The sequence below is a fragment of the Chryseobacterium sp. FH1 genome, assembly GCF_000735135.1.
Classification (GTDB): domain Bacteria; phylum Bacteroidota; class Bacteroidia; order Flavobacteriales; family Weeksellaceae; genus Epilithonimonas.
This window is the reverse complement of the sequence record NZ_JPLZ01000006.1, coordinates 124,447-149,610: the sequence shown is the minus strand read 5'-3', so window position 1 is coordinate 149,610 and position 25,164 is coordinate 124,447. Positions and strand designations below refer to the sequence as shown.

The following is a 25,164-nucleotide window of genomic DNA, read 5'->3' as shown; positions in this document are numbered from 1 at the left end:
AGAGTTTAGAACTCTGAAGGGGTTTTATCTTATTAAACTATATTAAATTTATCTATTAAACTCTAAAAAGTCCCACCAATTCCCACAACCAATCTTCCACCATCAGAAGATGTGAAATATGAAACGTTTGCAGAAATCGCATCCACAGCATTCAACCAAAGGCCGCCACCGTAAGAGTTGTGCCATTTTTTGGAATACTCATTTGGAACCCAAACTCTTCCGACATCAAATCCGCCAAAAAATCCATACGTCAACGGTAAAATCGAGTTCTTTATTTTCCCAACTTCATATCTCAGATCTGAACTTTGGTAGAAGGAATTTTTCCCATAAAAGCGGTTGAATCGGAAGCCACGCAAATCTGTATTTCCGCCTAAAGTGGACATTTGATAAAACTCGTAATCATTTCCTAAAAGCCATTTTGCTTTTGCGTAAGAAGACCAAACCAATTTTTGATTTTGCGTCAAATAATGCAAAAATCCAAGTCCGGTCTCGACAGATGTAAACTGTCTATCTGTATTTTGAAGATTGATATTGTAAACTGCTCTGATATCGAATTTCATTCCCAATTTAGGATTCGCTTTGTTGTCATAATTTTCATAAACAAAAGAAACATCCGCACCTCCAAATTGTTTTGAATTAAAAACATCCTCGTTCACAACGCCTGGCAGGGAAATATAACGGTCAGCCGTTTTGGCGATTTCGAGAATCTCATATTTCAATTTTGCGGAGAAGGTTGCTGCATTTTTGTTCCAATTGATGGATGGCGACAATGCAAATTCACGCGCTCTTACATTATTGAAACGCGTTCCAAACTCATTTTTCGGATTAATGGTTTCATTTCCGATTCCGTAGAAATTTCGGATGTAATGTGAACTTGTGACTCTCGTGTCCAAGCCGTAAAACCAACCGCCTGTCAGCGTGGGAAACAAACCTTGATAAGCAAACTCGTAACCCTCGGTTCCCGTAAAATAATTGGCCAGGAAATGGTGCTTTTGGGAATATGGATTTTTGATAAAATCATTAACAGTATAATCCGCATTGAAACCAATTGCCAAAGCATCGTCCGGATTGAAATTGAAATTCATATATGTTGTAAAAACATTATACTTCGGATTTCGGTAATTATATTGGTTGATGTCATAATCGTCGGTCAGCTTAAGTCTTGCATTGCCCTTGTTCTCAAAATCATTCTTCTTGCTTTTGTAGTCATAGATCTTCACTTTTTTGGAATTAAGAACCGAATACCTATCATTGCCCAAACCGCCCAAAAGTTCAATTCTGATGCTTGTTTTGTTGTTTCCTTGCACTACAAATTCGTCATCGTCATCCAATCCGTAAAGCAAGATCTCTTTGGTAACTTCGCCTGGATAGATTTTTGAAGAAGCCAATTCCTCCCCACTTTTCTTTACTCGATAAATATTGACCTGAGTTTCATTAATTGGTAATCTTACGACAACAAATTTGTCTTTTTTATCGGTTCCAGTAAGAATCACTTTTTCCTGTAAGATTTTGTAATATTGTGAGGCATACTTCTGAAGGTCACTTTTCCTGGTTATCAATTTCTGGATCAGATCTTCTGAAACTTTGTCCTGAATTTCTCTTGGCAAATTTTTAAAGGCTGTACGAATATCATTCTCTGTCAAATTTTTCTGAATGAATTCTGCTTCTTTCAGCCAATCTTTTTGAACAGAATTTTTTGCAAAAACAAGATCTAATGGATAAGGCTCGCGGTTGAACCATTTTACACTTTCTATTTCACTGTCGAAAGTCTGCATATGTTTCAGTTCCGGAAATTCCATTAAAATTCCTGTGATGAAGCCATCATATTTTGCAAACGCCTGATCTCTGTCTTTCGGAATCGGACTGTAAATCACATTTCCATTTTCCTTTCTCGCTTCGAATTTCCACTGGTCGTGATGTCGGTCCCAATCGCCGATGAGCATATCGAATAAACGGGCTTTGATCCACGCTTTTTCATCGATTTTATACTTTTTATCTTTTGCCAGATTCAGAATTACTTCATCCGTTCCAACAACTTTGTTTGGATTTTCTTCCGTTTCCATCGGTCGGTCTTCGAGGTAATAGAGTTCGTCTCCAAAATTTTCATTGAAGTTCTTCAAGGTTTTCTGTTTCGGAATATAAAAAAGCTGTGGCGTTGTGTGACGGATTCCCAGTTTGTCAGACATTTCCCCGATGACCAAAGGTGTGTACGGATGAGAAGTCGTGTAAAAATCCAACAAAAATTTGTCAGCATAACTTCCTGTGAACTCATCAATCACATATTGATTTTTAAATGCCACCGATTGCAAAAACCGAACGCCACTTTTTTTCAAAGCTCGGATGACATATTCGTTTCCGTTTTTGGTTTCTAGGCGCAGAGATTTGGTTTGATGACCACCGCCGGCTCTATCGGTTTTCACACCACCGAAAAGGGTGTCTAAAGCCAGATTCTCAACATTAATTTTCTTGGAATAATATTCACGATAATGCTTTCCCCAAAGAAATTCGTAGAACTTATTTTTCTTTGTCATCGCTGAATCATAGATGGAAGCTTGCGAATATTGAGGAAAATTTTTCTGATAGTCTTTGGCGATTTTTTCTTCTTTTCCTAAAACTGTTTTTCTGAAAAGCAAATCCGATTTTTCTTGATTTAAGCTGAAAAAACTCACTTCTGCATTTCCCGATTTTGAAATCTTCAATTCGGCGTAACCATTTTTACCATAAGAAAAATCATTGCTTCCGACGGCTTTTGCAGATTCCGTTTTTGAGCCGGCTCCACTGACAATTTGGCGGATATCACCTTGCTCGATGTATTGCAGATTGTGGTCATGACCAGAAACAACAACTACATTTTTTCTTCCGCCAATCAATGTTTTGAGTCGGTCTGCCAATTTTTTGTAATTCTGATTGGAAATATCCTGGTGCGTAATTCCGCCCGTTGCTCTTATCAAATTGATTCCAGTTCCCAAAATCGGCAATGGGATTTTATTTTCTAATGGAAACAATTGTTTTTCCCAAGAATAAAAACCACCGTGAGAACCGTGTGTAATCAATGGATGATGTGTGGCAACAACGACAGTTTTGTTTTGATTTTTGTTGAGTTGGTCTTCGAATTCGGTGTAGAAATCTTCTCTGGTTTTCAAATCGCATTTTTCGTTGATGCCGGGATTTTTGCTCCAATCTGCCAAAACCCATTCGGTATCGATGAGAATTAAAGTGAGTTTTTTATTTATTTTCCTGGTTTCAATCGGGCAACCGTTTCGAGGTGAAAAAGCAGATTTGTCGTTGAGTTTTTCGATAACATAATCTTCTTCGCGTTTCAGGCCTTTGATGCCGTTGTTGTACCAATCGTGGTTTCCGGGAATGAAGATTGTTTTACCGGCGAAGTTGGTGGCCAAGGAAATTTGATTGTCCATTTTCTTCTCGGCAAGTGGTCTGTTTTCATCGTCTTTTTTGGGCATTCCGACTGGATAGATGTTGTCGCCAAGAAACAATAAAGTGCTGTTTGCGGAAGCTTTTGATAATGAATCTTTAAGAATATTCATATTATGAAAAGATTCGTCTTGGTCGAGGTTTCCAGCGTCACCTACCAAATAGAAAGTATGGACAATGCTGTCTTGAATGGGAGAATTTCTCTCAAAATTTTTGGCATTATTTCCATAATCAGCGTTTTGAACGGCGCAGGAAATTGCGGTAAATGACAGGATGATTAAAAGAAAAAGCGGATATTTTTTTTTCATACTTGTTTTAATACAAAATGTAAATGCAAAGGTCGCAAATTTTTTAAATGAATGTTAGGAAATTGCAGATTGTTTCAACTCTGCGAAGCGTAACACGACATTATTAAATCACTATATAAAATCGGAAAGAAACGGAAGATGGATAAATTGCCTTAAAAACATTTATTAAATCTCAGTTAATCACCAATCTTTCTTAAATTTGTTTCAAATTGCTTTTATGGATATTTTGAAAATCTCGGAAGATTACGTTAAAAATATGTTGAAAGACCGTCTGTCTTCTGCTTACACGTATCATAATTTGAATCACACGGTTCAGGTGGTGGAGAAAATCAAAATGTTGGCAAAAGCGGAAAACATCAATCCTGAAGACACGGAAAATCTGCTTCTGGCAGGCTGGTTTCACGATTTGGGTTACATCAGCGATTGCGACAACCACGAGGCGGAAGGAAAAAAAGCGATTGAAAATTTCTTGCGCGAAAATGATTTCAATGAAGAGAGAATCCGTAAAATAGGCGATTTGATTTTGGCAACGGACAAATATTACCAACCGAAAAATCAGTTGGAGGAAATTATGAAAGACGCGGATATGTCGCATTTGGCCTCAAATGAATATTTTAAAATTTCTGAGGCTTTGCGCAATGAAATCCGTGAGGTGCATCAACAGAAATTCAGTAAGTTGAAATGGGCGGAACTGAACACGACTTTTTTTGCGAAACATCAATTCTACACGAAGTTTGCGAAGGAAAATTGGCAAGCGGACAAGGATAAAAATCTGGAAAAAGTCATCGCTCAAATCAAAACTTTGAAAGATGAAAAGAAGGAGAAGAACACACAGGAAAGTGATAAAATCCTCCTCAACAAAAAGAAATTGGAGAAGATGGATTCGCCGGAACGTGGCATTGAAACGATGTTCCGAGTGACGTTGAACAACCACACACAATTGAGTCAAATCGCTGACAGCAAAGCGAATATTCTACTTTCTGTCAACGCTGTAATCATTTCTGTAGCTTTATCAACCTTGATTCCGAAATTGGATGCGCCGAGCAATTCGCATCTGATAATTCCGACCTTTATAATGATAATGTCGAGTGTGGCGTGTATTATTTTGGCGATAATGTCCACACGACCAAAAGTTTCGAGCGGAACGTTTACCAGAAAGGAAATAGAGGAGAAAAAAGTGAATCTTCTGTTCTTCGGAAATTTTTACAAAATGCCGATGGAAGAATATCTGTGGGCGATGAAGGAAATGATGAGCGACCGACAATATCTTTACGACACGATGATCAAAGACCTTTACTATCTTGGAATAGTGCTGAATCGAAAATACAAATTACTGCGACTGACTTACACGGTTTTCACGATTGGGATTTTGGCTTCTGTGGTAGCGTTTATGGTGGCTTTTCGGAATGTGACGGTTTAAAATTAATTACATATAAAATTGAAGCATTTCAAAATTTTATATGTTTTTTTATTTTTATTATCATTGTCGTGTTGCTCAGTTCTTAGTGATTTTTACATACAAAACCTCACCAATGAGAGTCAGCTAATAATTATTAAGTATAAATTCAATATTAAGTCTCAATTAGAAAATGATTCTTCTGGTGGATTTAGTTTTAATTATAAAAATGCCATCGCAAATCCAAAAGAGTTTAGAAACAATAAAAATTTACCAGAACTTAATAAAACCGTCATTAATGGTTATCAAATAGAAGTTATTTTATCACCATCCTCCACAACAAGAGTGGAAAAAACGCTCAATTACAATTGGAGAAATTGGTCTATTGACTTTATTAAACTAGGTAATAAGGAAATAAAAATAGAAGATATACAAAGTCATTCAATTAAAGATAAAAATGATTATATCTATAAAATTGAATAGTATTTAAACACTTTCCACAAACTCATAATCTACTTCCTCCGCCTCAAAATTAATCCTGAAGTAAATTAAAGTAAACAATACTTAGTGCCACTGAAATAAAATTCCCGACCAAGTAATAATCATTGTATCTACTTTCTTTTTTTCTGCCTTCTTCGGTATTTTCGTTATCGGCACTTTTCAATCTTGTACCCAATTTCAAAGCTCCAAACAATGTTAAAACGTGAGGAAATCCACTAATCAAAGAGTACGTTAAAAATGCTCTTTCAACCACACCTTTTAGGATAGATTTCACATCAATTAATCTTGAATTCTTTTCCCTTGGCGTAATTATCGTATAAAAAATGGTGAGAATAATTTCTAAAAATACAACAATTAAAATTTTGCAAAATAAATTCATTTTTTAAATATTTGAAATCACCAATAAAATTTCTTTAGCTGATGTGTACGAAGATATGCTCAGATTTTTTTCTCTTTTCCAAACCAAAGACCTGTTTTTGTTTAACTTTTCAGAAACTATTTTATAATCTTTAAATTCTATAAGACTATCAATAATTTCATGATCTTTTTCAATTTTCCATTTATCTACAATATTTTGTAATATATTAAAACCATTATTCAAAATGCTATTTTTAGATTCTTCTTTAGTGTCAATATAAAATCGAGAATCATTTTCCTTCATATTATTAATAATTCTGCGTGAATCTGTTAATCCATTTCCAAGCATCTCATAAGCAATATCGGAATTAATTTCAGTTTCTATCTCTCCAAAATATAAAACATATCTAAGTTTCATTGGAAAATTATTTTTTATGATGAATTCTTCTAAATCTAGAATTATTTTTATAGAATTTGATAAATTTTTGATAATCCCTTGAAACTCATCACCTAAAGTTATCGTTAATGGTGACAATATGTTTTTTTTGTACTTATTATTGATGTAGTTTTTGCAGTCCCGAAAATTTTCAATTAGATTTTTTTGATCCTTTTCACGACTATTCAAAACATCGCACATTAGAATATAATGTTTCATTTTTAAAATAAATTATAATTTCAAATATAGTGAAATAATCTATAAAATTTCACAAAAAATGAAACAAAACAATTAATTTCATAAAAAACGAAACAAACCCATAATTAAACTTCCACAAACTCGTAATCCACTTCCTCCGCTTCAAAATTAATTCCCACACGCAAAGCTTTCAAACCGTTGATTCCCTGTAGATCTTCAACTTCCAGTTCTTCCACATTGAATTCTAAAATATTTTGATTTTGAAGGATTTTGATTAATTGAAGGTAATCGTGTCTTTCTTTTTCCTGAGAAAAAATGATGCTGATTTTTCCGGGTTGGGTGATGCGTTCAGATGAATTTTTAATCGTCGATTTATCGATGCGTTTTTTAATCATTTCGTAGCGCGCATTGTAGCTTCCATCGACATCGAAACGTTTTTCATCCATTCGGAATCTGATGCTTATTGCTGTACTGTAAACCAAAATCAAAGATGAAACATCCAGAGAAAATTCCAGATTTTTTCTGAATTGATTGTATTGCAATTCACTTTCGCAAAGCACACGCAATTGCCACAATCTCAGGTTTTTCAGGAAGATTGGATCGTATGTCAATTCAGGCGCAATCGACGAGCCGATGTACATATTATGCTCCACGCCATCCGTCTTGAAACGCTCGTAGTAAAACGGAAAACGAAGCTGTTGCTCTTCCTGTCTTTTGTCGAGAATATCGGCTAAATTGCGATTGATGGACGACAAACTTTCATCAAATTTTTTCCGGAAATCGTAAACCATATCGGTTCTTGGATCCAGTTTTTTGAAATAATCGGTCACCAATTGATTGTACTCGATATTTTGAAGCTTGATTGATTGAAAAAGTGGATGAATTTCCGACAAAATAAAAGTCTGAACAATGTTTTCCGTATCCGCTTTGATGTCGGTCTGAAGTAATTCCTGATAATATTTCAGTCGGTCTTTCAAAGCATCAAAATCATTTTCTGAGCTAAAAGCTGAAATCAAATCTGAAATCAATCCCAACTGAATTTCCAAATCTTTTTTAATGACCAAATTTCGGGAAATCGAGGAATTCCGAACATCGATTTGTCCGAAAAGTGGTGTCAGATTTTGGAAACTGATATTTCGATAAGGCAAATCAAATTCTTCTTTATAAAATCCAATATGTCGTTCTGCTTCCTGGCGGAATTTCCAATAAACACTTGGATGGATCGACGTATATTCCCGCTGAATAATCGCCTGAATTCTCGTCTCAATTCCCGTGTAAAGCCTTTCCATCGTATCTTCCAGATAAGGCATTACGATTTCCATTTTGTTGGCATTGATGCTGTTCAGTTGCTTTTTTCGGGAAACCAGTTCTACGATTCCGAGGATTTTTTTATCCTTGATGATAGGCGCAAAAATCGCACTTTTGATTCCCGATTCGTAAAGTTGTTTCGCCATTGCGCTTTCCGGAAATTCGCGGAAACTTCTATCAACATCGGAAACGCTGAAGAATTTTTTGGACTCTACCAAAGTGTTAAAATTCTTTTCGCAAAGCATTTCATATTTGAAATTTCTTGGTGTTGAGGACAAAATGAAACTCTCCATAATCCCGTTGATAGGACTTCTCACGAATTTATTTTCTTCAATATTAATCGCAGTGTAACCCACTTCCAAATCCGATACCTGAAAAATCGAACGGAAAATCGTGTTCATTTCGGCTTTCAGATTTTTGTCATCTTCAATATTGATGAGTTTGCTTTTCAGATTGGAAATTGCATTTTCTGTAGTCGCATCAAAGAAATTGATCACAGCAAAACCTTTGAGCTCCCAGCTTTGAGGCGGAAATTTCTCTCTCCACAAATCGTAGTCTTCAAAATTATCCACCAATTCTGCTATGTCGTCTTCAGTTAATTCTTCAACATTTTCCAAAGGATTAATCTCAATGAAATCTACATTATTCAAGAAACGATAATGATTGACAATTCCTTCTCCATTCGGAATATCAAAAATAAAAGGTTGCACAAAATTGAGTTCAATATTATAGTAATTGCGCAGAATAATACAACAACTAATGACATAAAAGCGGTGCGGATCCATATCCTTAATGATCATATCGAAATTTTCACCGGCTTTATCAATGATATTCTGAAAACGTTCTGTCGGATTGAAAAAGAAATTATAAAAAGGAAAACCAATGGCTTTAATCTCATTTTTCGTGAGCATCGGCGGGAACAAATCTTTCAAAAGTTCCTTCATCACCCTTTCATTTTTTTCGAAGAAATCGAGGCTCTTGATACCCGTAATAAGTTCGGGATAATTTTTTACTTCATTCAAAATATCCCTGTGATAAACTTCATAATCAGGGTTTTGAGAAGCTTCGGACTCCATTTTCTGAATCAGTTTTTCAAAAGAAAAATTCAGTTTAAAAGGGCTTTCGTAAAAGGATTGGAATTCCATTGGGTAAAGTTCTTGCAAATAAAAATGTTATCGAGTTATTATTGAAGTCGATTGAAATGCAAAAATACTTTAAATTATAATTGATGAAAGAAAATGATAATTGATTTCATCAAATGTTACAATAACCCTCACTCTCCTACTCTAAAACGCTCCAACCCAAAAAAACCTTATCTTTGCAAAAATTTCTCAGACATTGAAGGACATCCGCACACTTTCCCTTGAACAAATTAAAGACTATTTCGGTACGATTGGCGAAAAACCATTCCGTGCGAAGCAAGTCTATGATTGGCTTTGGAGCAAGAATATGCATTCCTTTGATGAGATGACGAATCTTTCCAAAGACTTGAGAGAAAATCTGACGCGTGATTTTTTCATTAATCCTATTTCTGTCGATCTGCTACAAAAATCAACAGATGGAACCATCAAAAATGGGGTGAAACTTCACGACGGTTTGATGGTAGAATCTGTTTTGATTCCAACAGAAAGCCGAAGTACAGCCTGTGTTTCTTCGCAAGTTGGATGTTCATTAAACTGTGAATTCTGTGCAACGGCGAAACTTAAGAGAATGAGAAATCTGGAAGTTGCAGAAATCGTGGACCAAGTTGCCTTGATTGATAGGCAGAGCAAAGAATATTTTGACAGACCATTGACGAACATTGTGTTTATGGGAATGGGCGAACCGATGATGAATTACAAAAACGTTGTCGAGGCCATTCACAAGATCACGAAACCGGAAGGTCTGGGAATGTCTCCCAGAAGAATCACCGTTTCCACATCCGGAATTCCGAAAATGATAAAAATGCTGGCTGATGAAGAAATCAAAGTGAAATTAGCGCTTTCGCTTCACTCTGCAATCGAGCATAAACGAAATGATATTATGCCATTTTCTGAGAAATTCCCTTTGACAGATATTATGGATGCGCTGCAATATTGGTATCAGAAAACAGGTTCTCCAATCACTTTTGAATATTGCGTTTGGAAAGGCATCAACGATGGAGACGAAGACATCAAAGCCTTGATCAGATATTGCCGACAAGTTCCGAGCAAAGTCAACCTGATCCAGTACAATCCGATTGGCGAAGGAAAATTTGACCACAGAAGTATTGCTGCGGAAGAAAAATATGTCCGTGAATTGGAAAAAGCAGGCATCACCATTATGGTCAGAAAAAGCCGTGGTGGCGATATTGATGCGGCTTGCGGACAATTGGCGAATAAATCTGCGGAGTAGTTTCCTTAACAAAATTTTAATCCATCAAATTTCCTCTTCAAAAAATCAATTCTTATTTTTACGAAATATGAAAAGGATTTTCTTCTTCTTAATTATTCTGCTAAGTTTTCAAATCTCTGCGCAGAAAACGCAAAAACTAAAACTCAAAAAATATAAAAGTGCCATTCTGAGCGATTCGCTCAGAGAAAGTTCTGGACTGATGGAACTTGACGACAGAATATTTTCCTTCAATGACAGTGGAAATACTAGCGAGATCTTTGAGATAAAACCAGGAAGTTCGTACATCGAGAAGACTTTTCAAACGGGACTAAAAAACATCGATTGGGAAGCGATAACGAATGATGGTGAGAATTTCTATATTGGAGAATTTGGGAACAATCTTGGAACGAGGAAGGATTTGAAAATTTACAAAGCGCCTTTCAAGAATGACTACATAATTATTGATTCCATCAAAGCGATTCCGTTTTATTATCCGGAACAAGATGATTTTGCGCCGAAGAATATCAACAATAATTTTGATGCGGAAGCAATGATTTTCTTGGATGGAAATATTCATATTTTCACGAAGGAATGGATCACGAATACAGTTTCTCATTATGTCATCAATCCTAATCTAAGTGAAAATCAACCAGCTCAGAAATTGGAAAGTTTTGATACTGGATTTGTGGTGACGGATGCGTCGTTTTATGATAACAAATTGTACATTGTCGGTTACACCAAAAAAGCGAGGGTTTTTCTGATGATCTTCGAGAAGGATGAGAATGGAAATCTGTTCTTTAATAAGCCATTGAAAAAGTTTGCTTTGGGAAGAGCTTTCAACATTGGACAGATCGAAGGAATCACGGCGACGGAAAACGGAATCTATATTTCTGGCGAAAGATTCGATATGAAAATCAAAAAAGTGCCTCAAAGTCTTTATTTTATTCCTTTTAAAGATTTAGAATAATTATATTTGTAGAATAATAAATCGATATTAGAAGCGAGCTATTGGACAATAAACTAAAATTTTCTTCTAAATTTTTTATTACTAATTTTTGGGTCAATCGATAGACAAATCGTCAACATAGCCCCGATTGCAGTGGAAATCCTTTTTTTGGCTGAGCTGAGCGATGGAAAAAAAGATTGCAGCGGAAAGCGGGTTGAAAAGTTGAAAAAAAATGCAATCGTCTTGCTCCAAAAAAATATAATCTCTAAAGGCAAAAAGTGGCAAATACTGTAGAACAAATCAAGGCTCCGATCTCTGATGAAATGAAACTTTTCGAGCAAAAGTTTTACGAATCTATGAAAAGTAATGTTGCTCTATTGGACAAGGTCACGCGTTTCATCGTCACTACAAAAGGGAAACAGATGCGCCCAATGTTTGTGTTTCTCTGCGCAAAATTGGTCGGCGATGTGAACGAAAAAACCTTTCGTGGCGCAAGTATGATCGAGCTGATCCACACGGCGACTTTGGTGCACGATGATGTTGTGGATGAGAGTTTCAAGCGCAGAAATTTCTTTTCCATCAATGCGCTTTGGAAGAATAAGATTGCGGTATTGGTGGGCGATTATTTGCTTTCAAAATCGGTTTTGCTTTCTACCGACAACAAGGATTTTGATTTGCTTTCTGTGATTGCGAGGACGATCCGCGAGATGTCTGAAGGTGAATTGCTTCAATTGGAAAAAGCGCGAAAACTGGATATTACGGAGGATGTTTACTACGAGATCATCCGCCAGAAAACGGCGACTTTGATTGCGGCGTGTTGTGAAGTTGGTGTTCTCTCCAACAATGTGGACGAGGCGACCGCAAAAAAAATGCAGGAATTTGGAACCTACACGGGAATGGCTTTCCAGATCAAAGATGACCTTTTTGATTATCAAACCAGCAATATCATTGGAAAACCGGTTGGGATTGACATCAAGGAACAAAAGATGACTTTGCCGTTGATCTACACTTTGAAGAACGCAAGTCCTGAGAATTACAAAAAATATTTCGCAACCATAAAGCGTTATAACAACGATTCCAAAAAAGTTCGTGAACTTGTGGAATTTGTAAAATCTTCCGGCGGAATGGATTATGCGATCCAAACAATGAAGGATTACCAGCAAAAGGCTTTGGCAATTTTAGCAGAATTCCCTGATAATGAAGCGAAGGAATCTCTGAAACTGATGTTGGATTATGTGATCAATAGAAAACTTTAATCTTCTTTTCGATATTCTAAAATATCCGCAGGCTGGCAGTCCAAAGCTTTGCAGATTGCTTCCAAAGTACTAAAACGAACGGCTTTTGCTTTTCCGGTTTTCAGGATTGAAAGATTGGAAAGTGTTAAATCCACTTTTTCTGAAAGTTCATTCAATGAAATTTTTCGTTTGGCCATCATTACGTCAAGATTTACAATAATTGGCATAATTTAGATGGTTAGGTCGTTTTCGTTCTGTAATTCGATTCCTCTTTTGAAGATTTGGGCAATGATATAGATGATTCCAGCTAGGAAAATAAACTCAGCAGAGGAGTTCACAAACTCATTGATATCAGGTAAAAAAAGTCCCTTCTTAAGCAATCTCTCGGCATAGTTTTGTGTAATGATACTCAAAATCCCAATCTCGAAAGCCGTATAACTGATTCGCAAAATCAATCGCGAAACCACTTCTGTAAAAGGATTTTCGAGATTGATTTTCTCAAATAACCGTGTTGTCAGAAAAAATAGATAAGCCTGCAATCCGGAGACAAAAATCAAGAGTGACATTAGAGAAAGATACTCAGTAGGATTACTTTTGGCTAAATCCGAAAGATTGATAATCAAATAAAAATCCTTTAAGCCATCCGGACTCATAAACAAACCGAAAATCAAATTAAACATCAAAGTTCCAGTCTTGATACACAATCCGATAAATGCGATCCAAGCGAGCACATTCAGGATAGAAAGAATTTGTTTTGTTGACATAGCAGATAATTTTCAGCACTGCAAATATCAAAAAATATTTATTGATAAACAATAAATATTTTTTGATATTAAAATTAAATTTATTGCTATGTCAGAAAAACATTTCAATCTGATATTTTGTAGATCAAAACTCTTCCAGACGAATTACTAAGAACACCTACATCAAGATTTAGAAGTCCGCGATTTAAAACAAACCGTACCTTGTCTCCAGCTTCAAATTCATAAACGGAATGAATGGTTTCAAAGGAATCATTCGACAAAGTCAAACCAATCACACTCAATGGTTTTGAGTCAATCAAAGTGGTTGTGGTTCCAGAGGTTTTCAAAAGTCCAATCTGGGAATTTGTCGCAACACCAAGCGACAAAAGTGTGCGCATCTTGAAATTTAAATTGATAAAATATTTCCCTTTGTTTGGAACCGTGTAATAGAAATCCGAAGCTGTGGAAGTGAAGAGAGTTGGATTAATTTCTGCGTTTCCAAACTTTAGGACATACCAATTGGGATAAAGTAAGCTGAGATCCAGCGTTAATAGCGACACACCCGATGAGGCGGAAGCTTTGGCAATGTTGGAATTGCTGCCCGAAAGAAAAAGCGAAGGATCTGCATCGCCGACCTCAAACGAATTTTGATTGACAACAAGCACTTTGTAACCTGGTAAAACGGTGGTTTCTGGCGTGTCTCGGATCATCACATTTCCATTGACATCAAGCGTTGCAAGCGGTTCGGTAGTATTAATACCTACTTGCGCCCAAATTGCGATAGAAAAGAAAGAAGAAAAAACTACTGGCAAGAATCTAAAATTTCTCATAATTATCTTTTTTTAAAAATTAAAAACTAATAAAAACTCAAAACACTTATAGTGATACTTATACTTCAATAATAAAATATATTACTTATAAAATTCTTAACAATATTTTCATATCAATAAACAATCCAAAAATATATAAACCAGCAAAATCTTTGTATTTTTGTTTTATGAACAACACGCCTCTTGCCGAAATCCTACGTCCTAAAACGCTTGACGAAGTCCTTGGGCAAGAACATCTTACGGGAAAATCTGGCACCATCAAAAGAATGATGGACAACGATACGCTCAATTCGCTGATTTTTTGGGGACCGCCAGGTACAGGGAAAACCACTTTGGCAGAAATCATCTCGGAAAAATCAGGACGTAAATTCTATAAATTGTCAGCCGTTTCTGCTGGTGTGAAAGATGTAAGAGACATTATCGACGAGGCAAAAAAACAAAATCTGTTTTCTGGCAAAAGTCCAATTCTTTTCATTGATGAAATCCATAGATTCAACAAATCTCAACAAGATTCTTTGCTTCATGCAGTTGAAAAAGGCTGGATTGTCTTGATAGGTGCGACTACAGAAAATCCAAGTTTTGAAGTGGTTTCAGCTTTGCTTTCCAGAACTCAGGTTTATATTCTGAAAGCTTTGACTTTTGAAAAACTCGAAGAACTTGTAGAAATCTCTGTAGCAAAATACAACGAAATCCATAAAACCAAGTTTTTCCTTGACGAGAAACAAGCTTTCATCCAGTATTCTGGCGGCGACGCAAGAAAGCTGATTAATTCGATTGACTTGGTTTTGAATCAATTCAAATCATTAAAGAAAAATAAAATCTCGGACAAAGATGTTCTTTCCGTCTTGCAGGAAAATATGGCGCTGTATGATAAAAATGGCGAGCAGCATTACGACATTATCTCAGCCTTTATCAAATCGATGCGAGGTTCCGACCCAAACGGCGCAGTCTATTGGCTAGCAAGAATGTTGGTGGGTGGTGAAGACATCAAATTTATCGCCCGACGAATGTTGATTTTGGCATCGGAAGATATTGGTTTGGCAAATCCAAATGCATTGGTAATCGCTAACAATTGTTTCCAAGCGATTAATATTATTGGAAATCCAGAAGCTAGAATTTTACTAAGCGAAACTGCAGTTTATCTTGCCGTTTCACCAAAAAGCAATTCGACTTATAATGCTATCAATGAGGCAATGGCTTTCGTAAAGAAAACAGGAAATCTGCCAGTTCCCCTTCATCTCAGAAACGCGCCGACAAAATTGATGAAGAATTTGGATTACGGAAAAGACTACCAATACGCGCATTCCTATGAAGGCAATTTTGTCGATTTGGAGTTTTTGCCAGACGAAATCAAAGGTACCAGTTTTTACAATCCGGCAAACAATTCCACCGAGAAAAAAATCCGTGAACAGCTGAAAGAAAAATGGGGCGACAAGTACAATCTTTGACAGCAAACCAATTCGTTAAATAATTCCTAAAAAATGATATTAAAATGAAAAAATCAAATTCGTTTTGATATATTTGCGACTCATAAATATCTATGGAACACTTCGAAAGTTGGAAAGACTTGCTCAACCCTGAGTTTTACATTAAAATGGGCGGTTTTTGGCTTATTTTATTCATTATTTTTGCTGAAACCGGACTCTTTGTAGGTTTCTTTTTACCGGGTGACAGTTTACTTTTTATTTCGGGAATCTACGCTGTACAGATTATTGATACCACTTTCGGATCTACAGGTTCAGATTTTCTAGACACCACCATTTTGGCAACTGCCGTTGCAGTGGCCGCGATTATCGGAAACGAAGTTGGCTATTGGTTTGGTTACAAAAGTGGACCATTGTTGTACGAGAGAAAAGACACATTTCTTTTCAAGAAAAAATACCTTTTCAAAGCGCACGACTTTTTCGAAGAGCACGGTGCAGTTGCCGTTATTTTATCTAGATTTTTGCCGATCGTGAGAACATTCTCTCCTATTGTTGCGGGAATTGTGAAGATGAACAAAGGAAAATTTTTCGTTTACAATGTGATCGGAGCAGTTCTTTGGTCATTCAGTATGATCTTTGCGGGTCATTATTTGGACAAATTATTTATGGATCAGTTCGGCATCGATCTGAAGAAAAAACTGGAAATTATCATTCTAATTATCGTTTTGGTCACAACTTTGCCTATCGTTATCAAGTTCTTTTTTACAAAAGATAAAGAAAGACCAACGAGAGAAGAATAACTATTCTATTGAAATATCAAAACAACATATAAAACCGGGCTTAAGTTCCGGTTTTTTGTATTTAAATTTTGGGTAGCTTTTTCCGCCTTCCGTTTCCAATCTGTCATTCTGAGGCTCTCGAAGAGTCCACTCAAGTAGGGTTGAAGGTTTTTGCATAATTAGAAACAGTCACAATCAAATTGAATCTAAAATAAAAATAAGAAATGAAAGTATTCATCAACAAAAGAATTCCAGACAACGGAATCCAAATATTAAAAGAAGGAAACCTTGAAATCATCTTTCCAGAAAACGAAAATCCAAGCCACGAAGAATGGCTGGAAAACTGCAAGAAAGCCGACATCATCCTTAGTGTTGGAAAAAGCAAGTACGATAAAGAGTTTTTTGCAACTTGCCCCAACGTAAAAGCAATCGCCCTATTTTCTGTAGGATTTGACCAAGTTGATATTGCAGAAGCAACCAAAAGAAAAATCCCAATCGGAAACACGCCAGATGTTTTGAGCAGAGCCACTTCCGACGTCGCATTCCTATTAATGCAGATGGTTTCCCGCAGAGCAAGCTACAATATTGACAAAGTAAAATCGGGCAATTGGAACGAGTTTGATGCTTTGGAAGAATTAGGACAGGAACTTTATGGTAAAACGCTCGGCGTTTTAGGTCTAGGAAGAATCGGTTTTGAAATGGCTGAAAAATGCAAATCAGCTTTCGGGATGAATATCATTTATCACAACAGAAATCACAACGAAGAAGCTGAAAAAGAACTCGGTGCAAAATATGTTTCTTTCGATGAGTTGGTCGAAACCTCAGATGTAATCAGCATTCACGCCAATTTTACGCCGGAACAATCGGATATTTTCAACAAATCAACCTTCGAAAAAATGAAACCGAATCTGATCTTCGTCAACACGGCGAGAGGTGGTTTTCATAATGAGAAAGACTTGTTCGAAGCTTTAATTTCGGGTCAAATCTGGGGCGCAGGATTGGACGTTACCAATCCAGAACCAATGCAGAAGGACAGTCCCTTGTTAGAACTTTCAAACGTTTGCGTTCTGCCACATATCGGTTCTGCAACGTTGGAAGCAAGAAGCGGAATGTCAAAACTGGCTTCGGAAAACGTAGTCGCTTTTGCTAAAGGTGAAAAAATGCCAACTTGCGTGAATCCAGAAGTTTATAATTAATTTCAGTAAAAATCGCGGTAACCGCTCAGCTTGGAATCATATTTGTCTATCAGTATTCAACCAAAATAAAATATTATGACACCAGAAGATAACATCGAAAAAAATTTGGAGGATTTGGATTACAATCCAGGTGAAGACATTTTCAACAGAGAAGAGCACATTCCATTAGATGGCGACGGAAATCCAATCAGAGATGCAGGTCAAGTGAATGACGAAATGCCTTTTGGACTAGACGTTCCAGGCGCTGAAGATGATGATAATTTTGAACAGGTGACCAATCAATTGCCTGACGAAGAAAATAATTATTACAGCACCAGCGACAATGAAGATGATCACGAAGAAGAAAACGAAGACATCGTAGAATAAACAACAAAGCTTACCATAATCGGTAAGCTTTTATTTTTTAATTTAAGTCTCTAAATATTCTGGAAGGCTTTTTATTCTCATCAATGGCAACCAGAGTAAAATCCCCTGAAACCGCCTTTTCACGCACATCGTTGTACATTTCTTCCACAAAAATTTCCACATTCACTTTCACGCTCGTGTTCCCAACGTACTTAATTCTTCCGACAAGCTCTACAATTGTATCAGCTGGAATTGGTTTTTTGAAATCGATTCTGTCACAACTCACAGTTACAAAAGACTTTCTCGCAAATCTCGTAGCAGTCATAAAAGCGACCTCATCCATCATTTCCATTACTTTCCCACCAAACATCGTGTTATGATGATTCGTCGTATTCGGGAAAACCACTTTGAAAACGCGTGTTTCTGATTGCTGGATTTTATCTTCGTAATTCATTTCTTGATTGCTTTAAAGTTGTGTACTGGAATCGTTTTTTGAAGGTGCAAATATAAGTGATAGAAACTGTTCTAAGAAATTTCATAAATTAGATTCGTAGAAAAACCATTGCTTTCAAATTCACTTTGTGAATTTGAAAATTCCCCTCCTCTGGAGGGGCGACTAAAATTCAAAGAATTTTTGACGGGGTGGTCACTCAAAAACACAAACAAATGAATGAAATCCTAACTCAAATCCACGGAGTTCCCATCCGCAGGAACTTCGTTGAACACCTACCCTACAATTCTCACCTCAAAAAGCTTTTACCCGGAAAAAGAAAAACCGGAATTCTAAGCGAAGTTCTTTTCTGGAAGCAAGTTCGTGCGAGAACTTTTCATAACATAGATTTTGACAGACAGAGAATTATTGGTAACTATATCGTCGATTTTTATGTTAAAACGCTCGGATTAATCATCGAAATCGACGGTTCAAGTCACGATGAGAAAGAAGTTTATGATGGCATAAGGCAAACATATTTAGAATCACTGAACTTAAAAGTCTTCAGAATTACTGATTTTGATGTAAAGAATAATTTGGCTTTGGTAATGAAAGAATTAGAAAATTACATCATCGAAAATTACGGATGTTAAAATTCCCCTCCTCTGGAGGGGTGGATTCGACCGAAGGGAGAAGACGGGGTGGTCCAGCATCATTGACCACCCCCGAAATCTGAAATTTACAATTTCAAATTTCTCCCCTCCAGAGGAGGGGAATTTTTTCTTATTTCATTACAATATATTTTTCAAATTGAATATCTTTAAAACCACAAACAACCATCAACAATATAATGACTTTCCAACAACAAATCCAACAAGGAATTCCCGACCAACTTCCTCAGCCAAAACCATACGAAACCCATATCAACCACGCTCCGAAAAGGAAAGAAATCTTGTCAGACGAAGAGAAAAAACTCGCTCTGAAAAATGCTTTACGCTATTTCGAACCCAAATTCCACGCAGAATTGTTGCCGGAATTCAGAGAAGAACTGGAAAAATACGGCAGAATTTATATGTACCGCTTCCGTCCGGATTATGAAATGGAAGCGAGAGACATTGCCGAATATCCCGGAAAATCTGAGCAGGCAAAAGCCATTATGCTGATGATTCAGAACAATCTGGATTATGCCGTGGCGCAACATCCGCAGGAACTGATTACGTACGGTGGAAATGGTGCGGTATTCAGCAACTGGGCGCAGTATCTTCTGACGATGAAATATCTGTCGGAAATGACAGACGAACAAACGTTGACGATGTATTCCGGTCATCCGATGGGATTGTTTCCTTCGCACAAAGATGCGCCGAGAGTGGTAGTGACGAATGGAATGATGATTCCAAATTATTCCAAGCCCGATGATTGGGAAAAATTCAATGCGCTGGGTGTTTCGCAGTACGGACAAATGACCGCGGGAAGTTATATGTACATCGGTCCGCAGGGAATTGTGCACGGGACGACGATTACGGTTTTAAATGCGTTCAGAAAAATTAATAAAGAACCAAAAGGTGGATTGTTCGTCACTTCAGGTTTGGGCGGAATGTCCGGAGCTCAGCCAAAAGCGGGAAATATCGCCGGTTGTATTACGGTCATTGCCGAAGTGAATCCAAAGATTACCAAAATCCGTCACGAACAGCAATGGGTGAATGAAATCCACGAAAATCTGGATGAACTGGTGGCGAGAGTGAGAAAAGCTCAGGAAAATCAGGAAACGGTTTCTTTGGCTTACCTTGGAAACATTGTTGATATCTGGGAGAAATTTGATGAAGAAAATTTAAGAATTGATATCGGTTCAGACCAGACTTCGCTTCACAATCCTTGGGCGGGTGGTTATTATCCGTTCGGACAAACCTTTGAGGAATCGAATACAATGATGGCAGAAAACCCTGAATTGTTCAAAGAAAAAGTTCAGGAAACCTTGAGAAGACACGCTTCCGCCATCAACAAACATACAGCAAAAGGAACTTATTTCTTCGATTATGGAAACGCCTTTTTACTCGAAGCTTCCAGAGCCGGAGCCGATGTAATGGCAGAAAATCCTACGATTGGAAGGGAGTTCAAATACCCAAGTTACGTGCAGGATATTATGGGACCGATGTGTTTTGATTATGGTTTCGGGCCGTTCCGTTGGGTTTGTACCAGCGGAAAATCTGAAGATCTACAGAAAACAGATGATATTGCGTGTGCCGTTTTAGAGGAAATGATAAAAACGTCGCCCGAAGAAATTCAGCAACAGATGAAAGACAATATCACCTGGATCAAAGGTGCTCAGGAAAACAATCTGGTCGTTGGGTCGCAGGCGAGAATTCTTTACGCCGATGCGGAAGGTAGAATGAAAATCGCCGAAGCCTTCAACAAAGCCATTGCCAACGGAGAAATCGGAGTGGTGGTTTTGGGAAGAGACCATCACGATGTTTCGGGGACGGATTCGCCTTACAGAGAGACTTCCAATATTTATGACGGCTCCAGATTTACGGCAGATATGGCGATTCACAATGTGATTGGCGACAGTTTCCGTGGTGCGACCTGGGTGAGTATTCACAACGGTGGTGGCGTTGGCTGGGGCGAAGTCATCAACGGTGGTTTCGGGATGTTACTGGACGGAAGCGATGATGCCGACAGAAGATTAAAATCAATGCTTTTCTGGGACGTCAACAATGGAATTTCGAGACGAAGCTGGGCAAGAAATGAAGGTGCTGTTTTTGCGATTAAAAGAGCAATGGAAGCTGAACCGAATTTGAAGGTGACGTTGCCGAATTTTGTTGATGAGGGTTTGTTTTAAAACTTTTTAGATATAGAAAAACCTGCTGTGAGGCAGGTTTTTTTTCATTTTTGTCTGTTATTTCGATTATTGCTAGTTTTTATAATTTACTTTTACATCTATCACAAACACAGAAGTTCTTGCGAAATAAAAAATGAAGAATTACAAAGCTTTTTCTATTTTAGAAAATATTCAATTGTATATCCAATTAATGCACTTAAAGCATTAGTTGATAAACCAATAACAATTGTCCAAAATAGACCTTTTAAATATTTGGAATTTTCTTTTTTAACTTCTAGAAACCTATTTTTATCACCTTTAGTAATTTCAAATATTGGATTTCTTTTTAGTTTACCAATTTGCATTCTCATCATTCTATCCGATAATTGATTACCCAATTTATAAAACAAATAAATAACAGCTAAAGAACTTGTAAGGAAAAGAAACATTTTTTGACCTAAATCAACAGGTAAGACAGAAACTTTATAAACTACAGATATTTTGTATATATAATTTAAGATTATTATTGCAGAAGTTATAAAGCAAAGAGTAATAAAACTTTTTATAAGATCATCATATTTTAAGATGAATTTAATTAATTTATGATCTTCACTATTCTCAGGTAAGGCCTTGTACCATTCATCAACAATAGTTTTAAGTTGATTACATATTTGAGCATTAATAAAATCTATTTTACAAGACATTAATGACTGAGCTTCTTCCAAATCGTATTCATCATCACCTTGGAAAACAACTTGAATCATTTCACTAGGCTTTAAATTATTACCAATACGTATTCTCATCGTGTGAGTTTGAGGAACTTGATGATATTGATTTGGTAGGACTAAATTAAAATCCCATTCTAAAGTAATATATTTTGTTCTGGAAGAGATATTCCAATCTGAATTTTTAAATTCATGCCAATTTCCGAAAGTTTTGATTTCTTTATTATCAAATCCAATAGTAACATTTACTATATCTGTTACTAATTTATGTAACTCTAAAACTTTATAAACCTTATCATTTAATTCTAAAATATCTTGAAAAGAGAATTGTTTAATATCAGTAAATAGTTTAATGTCAGTATCACGTTTTCCTTTAATTAAGTAATAAAGAGATTGGAATTGTTTAAGTTGAACATCATCAATAATTGCTACAGAATTATCAGAGTTATTCGATAGAGGTTGATTCATGGATTAAAGTTTGTTTAATAATTACAAATATAAAAGATTTATCAAAATAGTAATAGTGTTTTACAGAAAAATAAAAATCTGATTTGTCAAAAATTGAGTACATTTGTATCAAATAATGATACTAAAAACCACAAGATAATGATAGCAGAAATCCAAAAATACATAGAGATTCAAAACAACATTGATGAGATTCTGAAAAACTCTCCAGTCAAATTATCCTTTATCATAGAAAGATCTGGAATCAAAAAACCAACTTTTTTCAAGAAGCTTAAAGACAAGCGATTTACGCCAGAAGAATTACTAATTATTGCGCAATACGTAGATCCTAAAATTTGGAGCAATGAAACCAAAAAAGAGGTTGTAGAATCTTTACATAAAACTATAGAAAATTTTAAATAATATTAATCAATAAAAAGTTAACATTCAAATGAAACCGAAAGGTTTGTGAATTCCTTTTAGATAAATAAAAAATGATGAACAAAAACCTAGGAATCATCGGCTACGGCTGGCTCGGAAATCACATCGCAGAAAGACTATCAAGTCACTACAACATCTTCGCTACCACCACCACACCTTCCAAAGCACAAGACCTCAGCGCCAAAGGCTACCACACCACTCTAGTCAGTTTCCCAGACAAACTGGATTCCGAGATGAAACCGTGGGAAGTCGCAAAAGATTTGGATGCCATCATCATTAGCGTACCGTTTTCCGGACTTCGCGGTGCACAGATTCCGATGAATGACAAACGTCAAAACCTGCTGAACTTTCTTGGCGATTACAAGGGTCAATTGTTTTTGATGAGCTCCACTGGCGTTTATCCAGAGAGCGACAAAGATTTCTCAGAAGACGACAAGCCCGCGCAGGAAGTGGAAAGTGAAAGTTTCATTTTAGAGCAATTTCCTCAAACAAACATTCTGAGATTGGCTGGATTGATGGGCGACCAAAGGCTTCTCAAGAACTACAACATTTCCAATCTCGATCTGCTCGTGAACCACATTCATTACGCGGATATTTGTTCAGCGATCGAAAAGATGCTGGAGAACCAAACCCGATCCAAAGTTTACAACATCGTCGCACCCATCCACCCGAACAAAGAGGAAGTCATCAACGCACAAAAGGATTTGCCTTACGACGGCGAACGAGCCACCCACGGCAGAACCATCTCGCCCGCAAAGCTGATTTCAGATTTCGATTTTGAATTCCAATATCCGGACCCGAGATATTTCCATCTTTAGAATAGTAAAACTCCAATCTATACAACTCTGAACCTGCACATTAGCAGGTTTTTTTCATTAAAACCACTCATTGCCAACACCATTGGTATTTTTCATTAATGGTAAAATGCGGTATTTCTACGGAATTACCCTTTGCTTTTTTTTCCAAACTTTGCCTTGCAAGAATAACGCATTAAACCTCATAGCAAGCTCATATTAATTCTAATAAAACTACAGATTATGAAAAAGCAATTCTATTTTTTTGGTTTGATTCTATTGGCAAACATCACGCATGCACAAGTTGGTATCAACACCACAGATCCCAAATCGACCTTGGATATCAATGGAAACCTCATCATCCGCAATGTCCCCAATGTCGAAACTGTCACTGCGGACCACACGATTCTGGTTAGGGACATCTCTGCCAACGGTGAAAGGGAAATCAAGGAAATCAGCAGTGATCGTTTTTTCCACAGCAACACCGCCTATTATGCCACAAAAAACGGTGCTTGGTCGCTTCTGAACCTCAGCATCGGCGGAGATTGGAAAAAACTAAACCTGACCGGAGATTCTGACACCAAATTAGGCAATCCAGAATTATTCAAAGACGGCGTCTACAAAGCTTCAAAACCGGGTATTTATGCCGTAAGTTATCAGTTGCAATTGGAATCTGGTGTAAATCTGGAATTGCTTGGTGGCAAAAAACTTGGACTTTTGAAGAATGATGAAATCTGGGAAGAAAAAGCCTTCGATGGCGTACGACTTTCTATTGCTTTCATCAACATTGCCTCATTACCCATCACCTCATCCGGCATCCAGTCTATAGTTTCACTCAATACGGGCGACACCATCACCTTTGCCGTGAACACAAATGGTTTGGCAGACCTGGGACTTTTGACCAATGCAAAAGTCAATCTCTATGTGTACAGAATCTCCCTCTGAATCTATTCTTCGACAGCAATTCATCAAGTTTTGAAGGTCAATTTGTAATATTTTCAAAGTCATTCCAACCTTTGGATTGAAAAATGCATCTTACTATAAAAATGCATCGCTATGAAAGTTACCATCCCAAAACCGTGTCACGAAAACTGGTCGAATATGACGCCCGAGGAAAAAGGCCGATTCTGCCAAGTTTGTTCCAAAAGTGTGAGAGATTTCACCAGCGCGTCCGACCTGGAAATCATCACAGATCTTTCCGAAAATCCGAACATCTGCGGCAATTTCCGAGTGGATCAATTGGACAGGAATCTCAGGTATTCTTTCATCAATTCCTTGTTTGCAAAATTTGCCGTTGGTTTTGTCCTCACGTCCGGAGGCATCGTCTCGGCACAAACGCAACCGAAAGTGAATCACCCTGCAAAAACGGACGTTCCACTAAAAGTCAAAGGGGAAATAGTCCAAGTTTCGCCTCCTAAAAGCCAACCTGTGAGAATCGATCAGACTAAACCTTTTAGATTGGGTAAGATTGCAGTAGCAGATGCTAATCAACAGAATCCGAACAAGCCACAGTTCAGAACTGGCGCACCTTTAGCCATCAACGAAAATAATCAACCACTGTACGTTGTCGAGGGAAAAATGATGACCTATAAACAATTTCAGCAGATTGATGCAAACAACATTGACGACATCAAGCTTCTAAAAGACAAAGACGCCACTTCCAAATATGGAGCGAAGGGGAAAAATGGGGTTGTGATTGTTAGGTTGAAGAAGAAGTAGATTTACGGAT

Annotated in this window: 24 protein-coding genes; 15 read left to right on the top strand and 9 right to left on the bottom strand. The window is 37.0% G+C overall.

Annotation, left to right across the window (positions count from 1 at the left end; genetic code table 11):
* Window positions 1-62 precede the first annotated feature (62 nt).
* Complete coding sequence (locus IO90_RS07670; protein WP_034965561.1) at window positions 63-3,740, bottom strand: metallophosphoesterase; 3,678 nt, start codon at window positions 3,738-3,740, stop codon at window positions 63-65.
* A 217-nt stretch (window positions 3,741-3,957) separates the two neighbouring features.
* Here IO90_RS07670 and IO90_RS07665 point away from each other — a divergent pair, with 217 nt between their 5' ends.
* Together IO90_RS07665 and IO90_RS07660 are read left to right on the top strand one after the other, a co-directional pair.
* Window positions 3,958-5,160 carry a Pycsar system effector family protein gene (locus IO90_RS07665; protein WP_034965559.1) on the top strand — a complete coding sequence of 401 codons (1,203 nt, stop codon included), beginning with the start codon at window positions 3,958-3,960 and terminating at the stop codon, window positions 5,158-5,160.
* Between the two features lie 18 nt (window positions 5,161-5,178).
* On the top strand, window positions 5,179-5,619 hold the full coding sequence (locus IO90_RS07660; protein WP_034965556.1) for a hypothetical protein: 441 nt from the start codon (window positions 5,179-5,181) through the stop codon (window positions 5,617-5,619).
* Window positions 5,620-5,668: 49 nt separating this feature from the next.
* Here the strand turns inward: IO90_RS07660 and IO90_RS07655 are convergent, their stop codons facing one another.
* The 3 genes from IO90_RS07655 to IO90_RS07645 form a co-directional block, all read right to left on the bottom strand.
* Window positions 5,669-6,016 (bottom strand): hypothetical protein, encoded by a 348-nt coding sequence (locus IO90_RS07655; protein WP_051878402.1) that lies wholly within the window; start codon window positions 6,014-6,016, stop codon window positions 5,669-5,671.
* 3 nt (window positions 6,017-6,019) lie between these two features.
* Window positions 6,020-6,649 carry a SatD family protein gene (locus tag IO90_RS07650; protein WP_034965554.1) on the bottom strand — a complete coding sequence of 210 codons (630 nt, stop codon included), beginning with the start codon at window positions 6,647-6,649 and terminating at the stop codon, window positions 6,020-6,022.
* 104 nt (window positions 6,650-6,753) lie between these two features.
* A complete protein-coding gene (locus IO90_RS07645; RefSeq protein ID WP_034965550.1) occupies window positions 6,754-9,081 on the bottom strand; it encodes a hypothetical protein in 2,328 nt (775 codons plus the stop codon).
* Window positions 9,082-9,274: 193 nt separating this feature from the next.
* On the opposite strand from IO90_RS07645, the gene rlmN reads away from it, so the two are divergent.
* The 3 genes from rlmN (at window position 9,275) to IO90_RS07630 (ending at window position 12,490) form a co-directional block, all read left to right on the top strand.
* Entirely contained in the window at window positions 9,275-10,309 is a 1,035-nt protein-coding gene (gene rlmN / locus IO90_RS07640) for a 23S rRNA (adenine(2503)-C(2))-methyltransferase RlmN (RefSeq protein ID WP_034965548.1), read from the top strand.
* 67 nt (window positions 10,310-10,376) lie between these two features.
* Entirely contained in the window at window positions 10,377-11,255 is an 879-nt protein-coding gene (locus IO90_RS07635; protein WP_034965545.1) for a hypothetical protein, read from the top strand.
* 257 nt (window positions 11,256-11,512) lie between these two features.
* Window positions 11,513-12,490: a polyprenyl synthetase family protein gene (locus tag IO90_RS07630; protein ID WP_034965542.1), complete on the top strand. Its 978-nt coding sequence runs from the start codon at window positions 11,513-11,515 to the stop codon at window positions 12,488-12,490.
* On the opposite strand, the gene IO90_RS07625 is transcribed toward IO90_RS07630, so the two are convergent.
* The 3 genes from IO90_RS07625 to IO90_RS07615 all read right to left on the bottom strand — a co-directional run bounded on the left by IO90_RS07625 (window position 12,487) and on the right by IO90_RS07615 (window position 14,042).
* Complete coding sequence (locus tag IO90_RS07625) at window positions 12,487-12,696, bottom strand: helix-turn-helix domain-containing protein (RefSeq protein WP_034965539.1); 210 nt, start codon at window positions 12,694-12,696, stop codon at window positions 12,487-12,489. The two genes, IO90_RS07630 and IO90_RS07625, sit on opposite strands and share 4 nt — an antisense overlap.
* 3 nt (window positions 12,697-12,699) lie before the next feature.
* Window positions 12,700-13,233: a DUF2975 domain-containing protein gene (locus IO90_RS07620; RefSeq protein WP_034965537.1), complete on the bottom strand. Its 534-nt coding sequence runs from the start codon at window positions 13,231-13,233 to the stop codon at window positions 12,700-12,702.
* Between the two features lie 104 nt (window positions 13,234-13,337).
* A complete protein-coding gene (locus IO90_RS07615) occupies window positions 13,338-14,042 on the bottom strand; it encodes a hypothetical protein (RefSeq protein WP_034965534.1) in 705 nt (234 codons plus the stop codon).
* A 167-nt stretch (window positions 14,043-14,209) separates the two neighbouring features.
* On the opposite strand from IO90_RS07615, the gene IO90_RS07610 reads away from it, so the two are divergent.
* The 4 genes from IO90_RS07610 (at window position 14,210) to IO90_RS07595 (ending at window position 17,807) form a co-directional block, all read left to right on the top strand.
* Complete coding sequence (locus IO90_RS07610) at window positions 14,210-15,490, top strand: replication-associated recombination protein A (protein WP_034965532.1); 1,281 nt, start codon at window positions 14,210-14,212, stop codon at window positions 15,488-15,490.
* Window positions 15,491-15,582: 92 nt separating this feature from the next.
* Window positions 15,583-16,266: a DedA family protein gene (locus IO90_RS07605; RefSeq protein WP_034965530.1), complete on the top strand. Its 684-nt coding sequence runs from the start codon at window positions 15,583-15,585 to the stop codon at window positions 16,264-16,266.
* Window positions 16,267-16,469: 203 nt separating this feature from the next.
* Window positions 16,470-17,441 carry a 2-hydroxyacid dehydrogenase gene (locus IO90_RS07600; protein ID WP_034965528.1) on the top strand — a complete coding sequence of 324 codons (972 nt, stop codon included), beginning with the start codon at window positions 16,470-16,472 and terminating at the stop codon, window positions 17,439-17,441.
* A 75-nt stretch (window positions 17,442-17,516) separates the two neighbouring features.
* Entirely contained in the window at window positions 17,517-17,807 is a 291-nt protein-coding gene (locus IO90_RS07595) for a hypothetical protein (protein WP_034965526.1), read from the top strand.
* Window positions 17,808-17,844: 37 nt separating this feature from the next.
* On the opposite strand, the gene IO90_RS07590 is transcribed toward IO90_RS07595, so the two are convergent.
* Window positions 17,845-18,240, bottom strand: a complete 396-nt coding sequence (locus IO90_RS07590) for an acyl-CoA thioesterase (RefSeq protein WP_034965524.1) — start codon at window positions 18,238-18,240, stop codon at window positions 17,845-17,847.
* A gap of 212 nt (window positions 18,241-18,452) precedes the next feature.
* On the opposite strand from IO90_RS07590, the gene IO90_RS07585 reads away from it, so the two are divergent.
* Both IO90_RS07585 and IO90_RS07580 read left to right on the top strand, forming a co-directional pair.
* Window positions 18,453-18,869 (top strand): endonuclease domain-containing protein, encoded by a 417-nt coding sequence (locus tag IO90_RS07585; protein ID WP_051878400.1) that lies wholly within the window; start codon window positions 18,453-18,455, stop codon window positions 18,867-18,869.
* Window positions 18,870-19,066: 197 nt separating this feature from the next.
* Entirely contained in the window at window positions 19,067-21,052 is a 1,986-nt protein-coding gene (locus IO90_RS07580) for a urocanate hydratase (protein WP_034965521.1), read from the top strand.
* 155 nt (window positions 21,053-21,207) lie between these two features.
* Here the strand turns inward: IO90_RS07580 and IO90_RS07575 are convergent, their stop codons facing one another.
* Complete coding sequence (locus tag IO90_RS07575) at window positions 21,208-22,224, bottom strand: hypothetical protein (protein ID WP_034965519.1); 1,017 nt, start codon at window positions 22,222-22,224, stop codon at window positions 21,208-21,210.
* Window positions 22,225-22,362: 138 nt separating this feature from the next.
* Between IO90_RS07575 and IO90_RS07570 the strand changes: the two genes are divergently transcribed.
* From IO90_RS07570 to IO90_RS07555, 4 genes are all read left to right on the top strand, one after another.
* A complete protein-coding gene (locus tag IO90_RS07570) occupies window positions 22,363-22,623 on the top strand; it encodes a hypothetical protein (protein ID WP_034965518.1) in 261 nt (86 codons plus the stop codon).
* A gap of 71 nt (window positions 22,624-22,694) precedes the next feature.
* Entirely contained in the window at window positions 22,695-23,459 is a 765-nt protein-coding gene (locus tag IO90_RS07565; RefSeq protein WP_228374656.1) for a hypothetical protein, read from the top strand.
* Between the two features lie 219 nt (window positions 23,460-23,678).
* The gene (locus IO90_RS07560; RefSeq protein WP_034965516.1) at window positions 23,679-24,380 is read left to right on the top strand and encodes a hypothetical protein; all 702 of its coding nucleotides are present in this window, start codon (window positions 23,679-23,681) and stop codon (window positions 24,378-24,380) included.
* Between the two features lie 111 nt (window positions 24,381-24,491).
* On the top strand, window positions 24,492-25,154 hold the full coding sequence (locus IO90_RS07555) for a hypothetical protein (RefSeq protein ID WP_034965515.1): 663 nt from the start codon (window positions 24,492-24,494) through the stop codon (window positions 25,152-25,154).
* The last annotated feature ends 10 nt before the right edge of the window (window positions 25,155-25,164 follow it).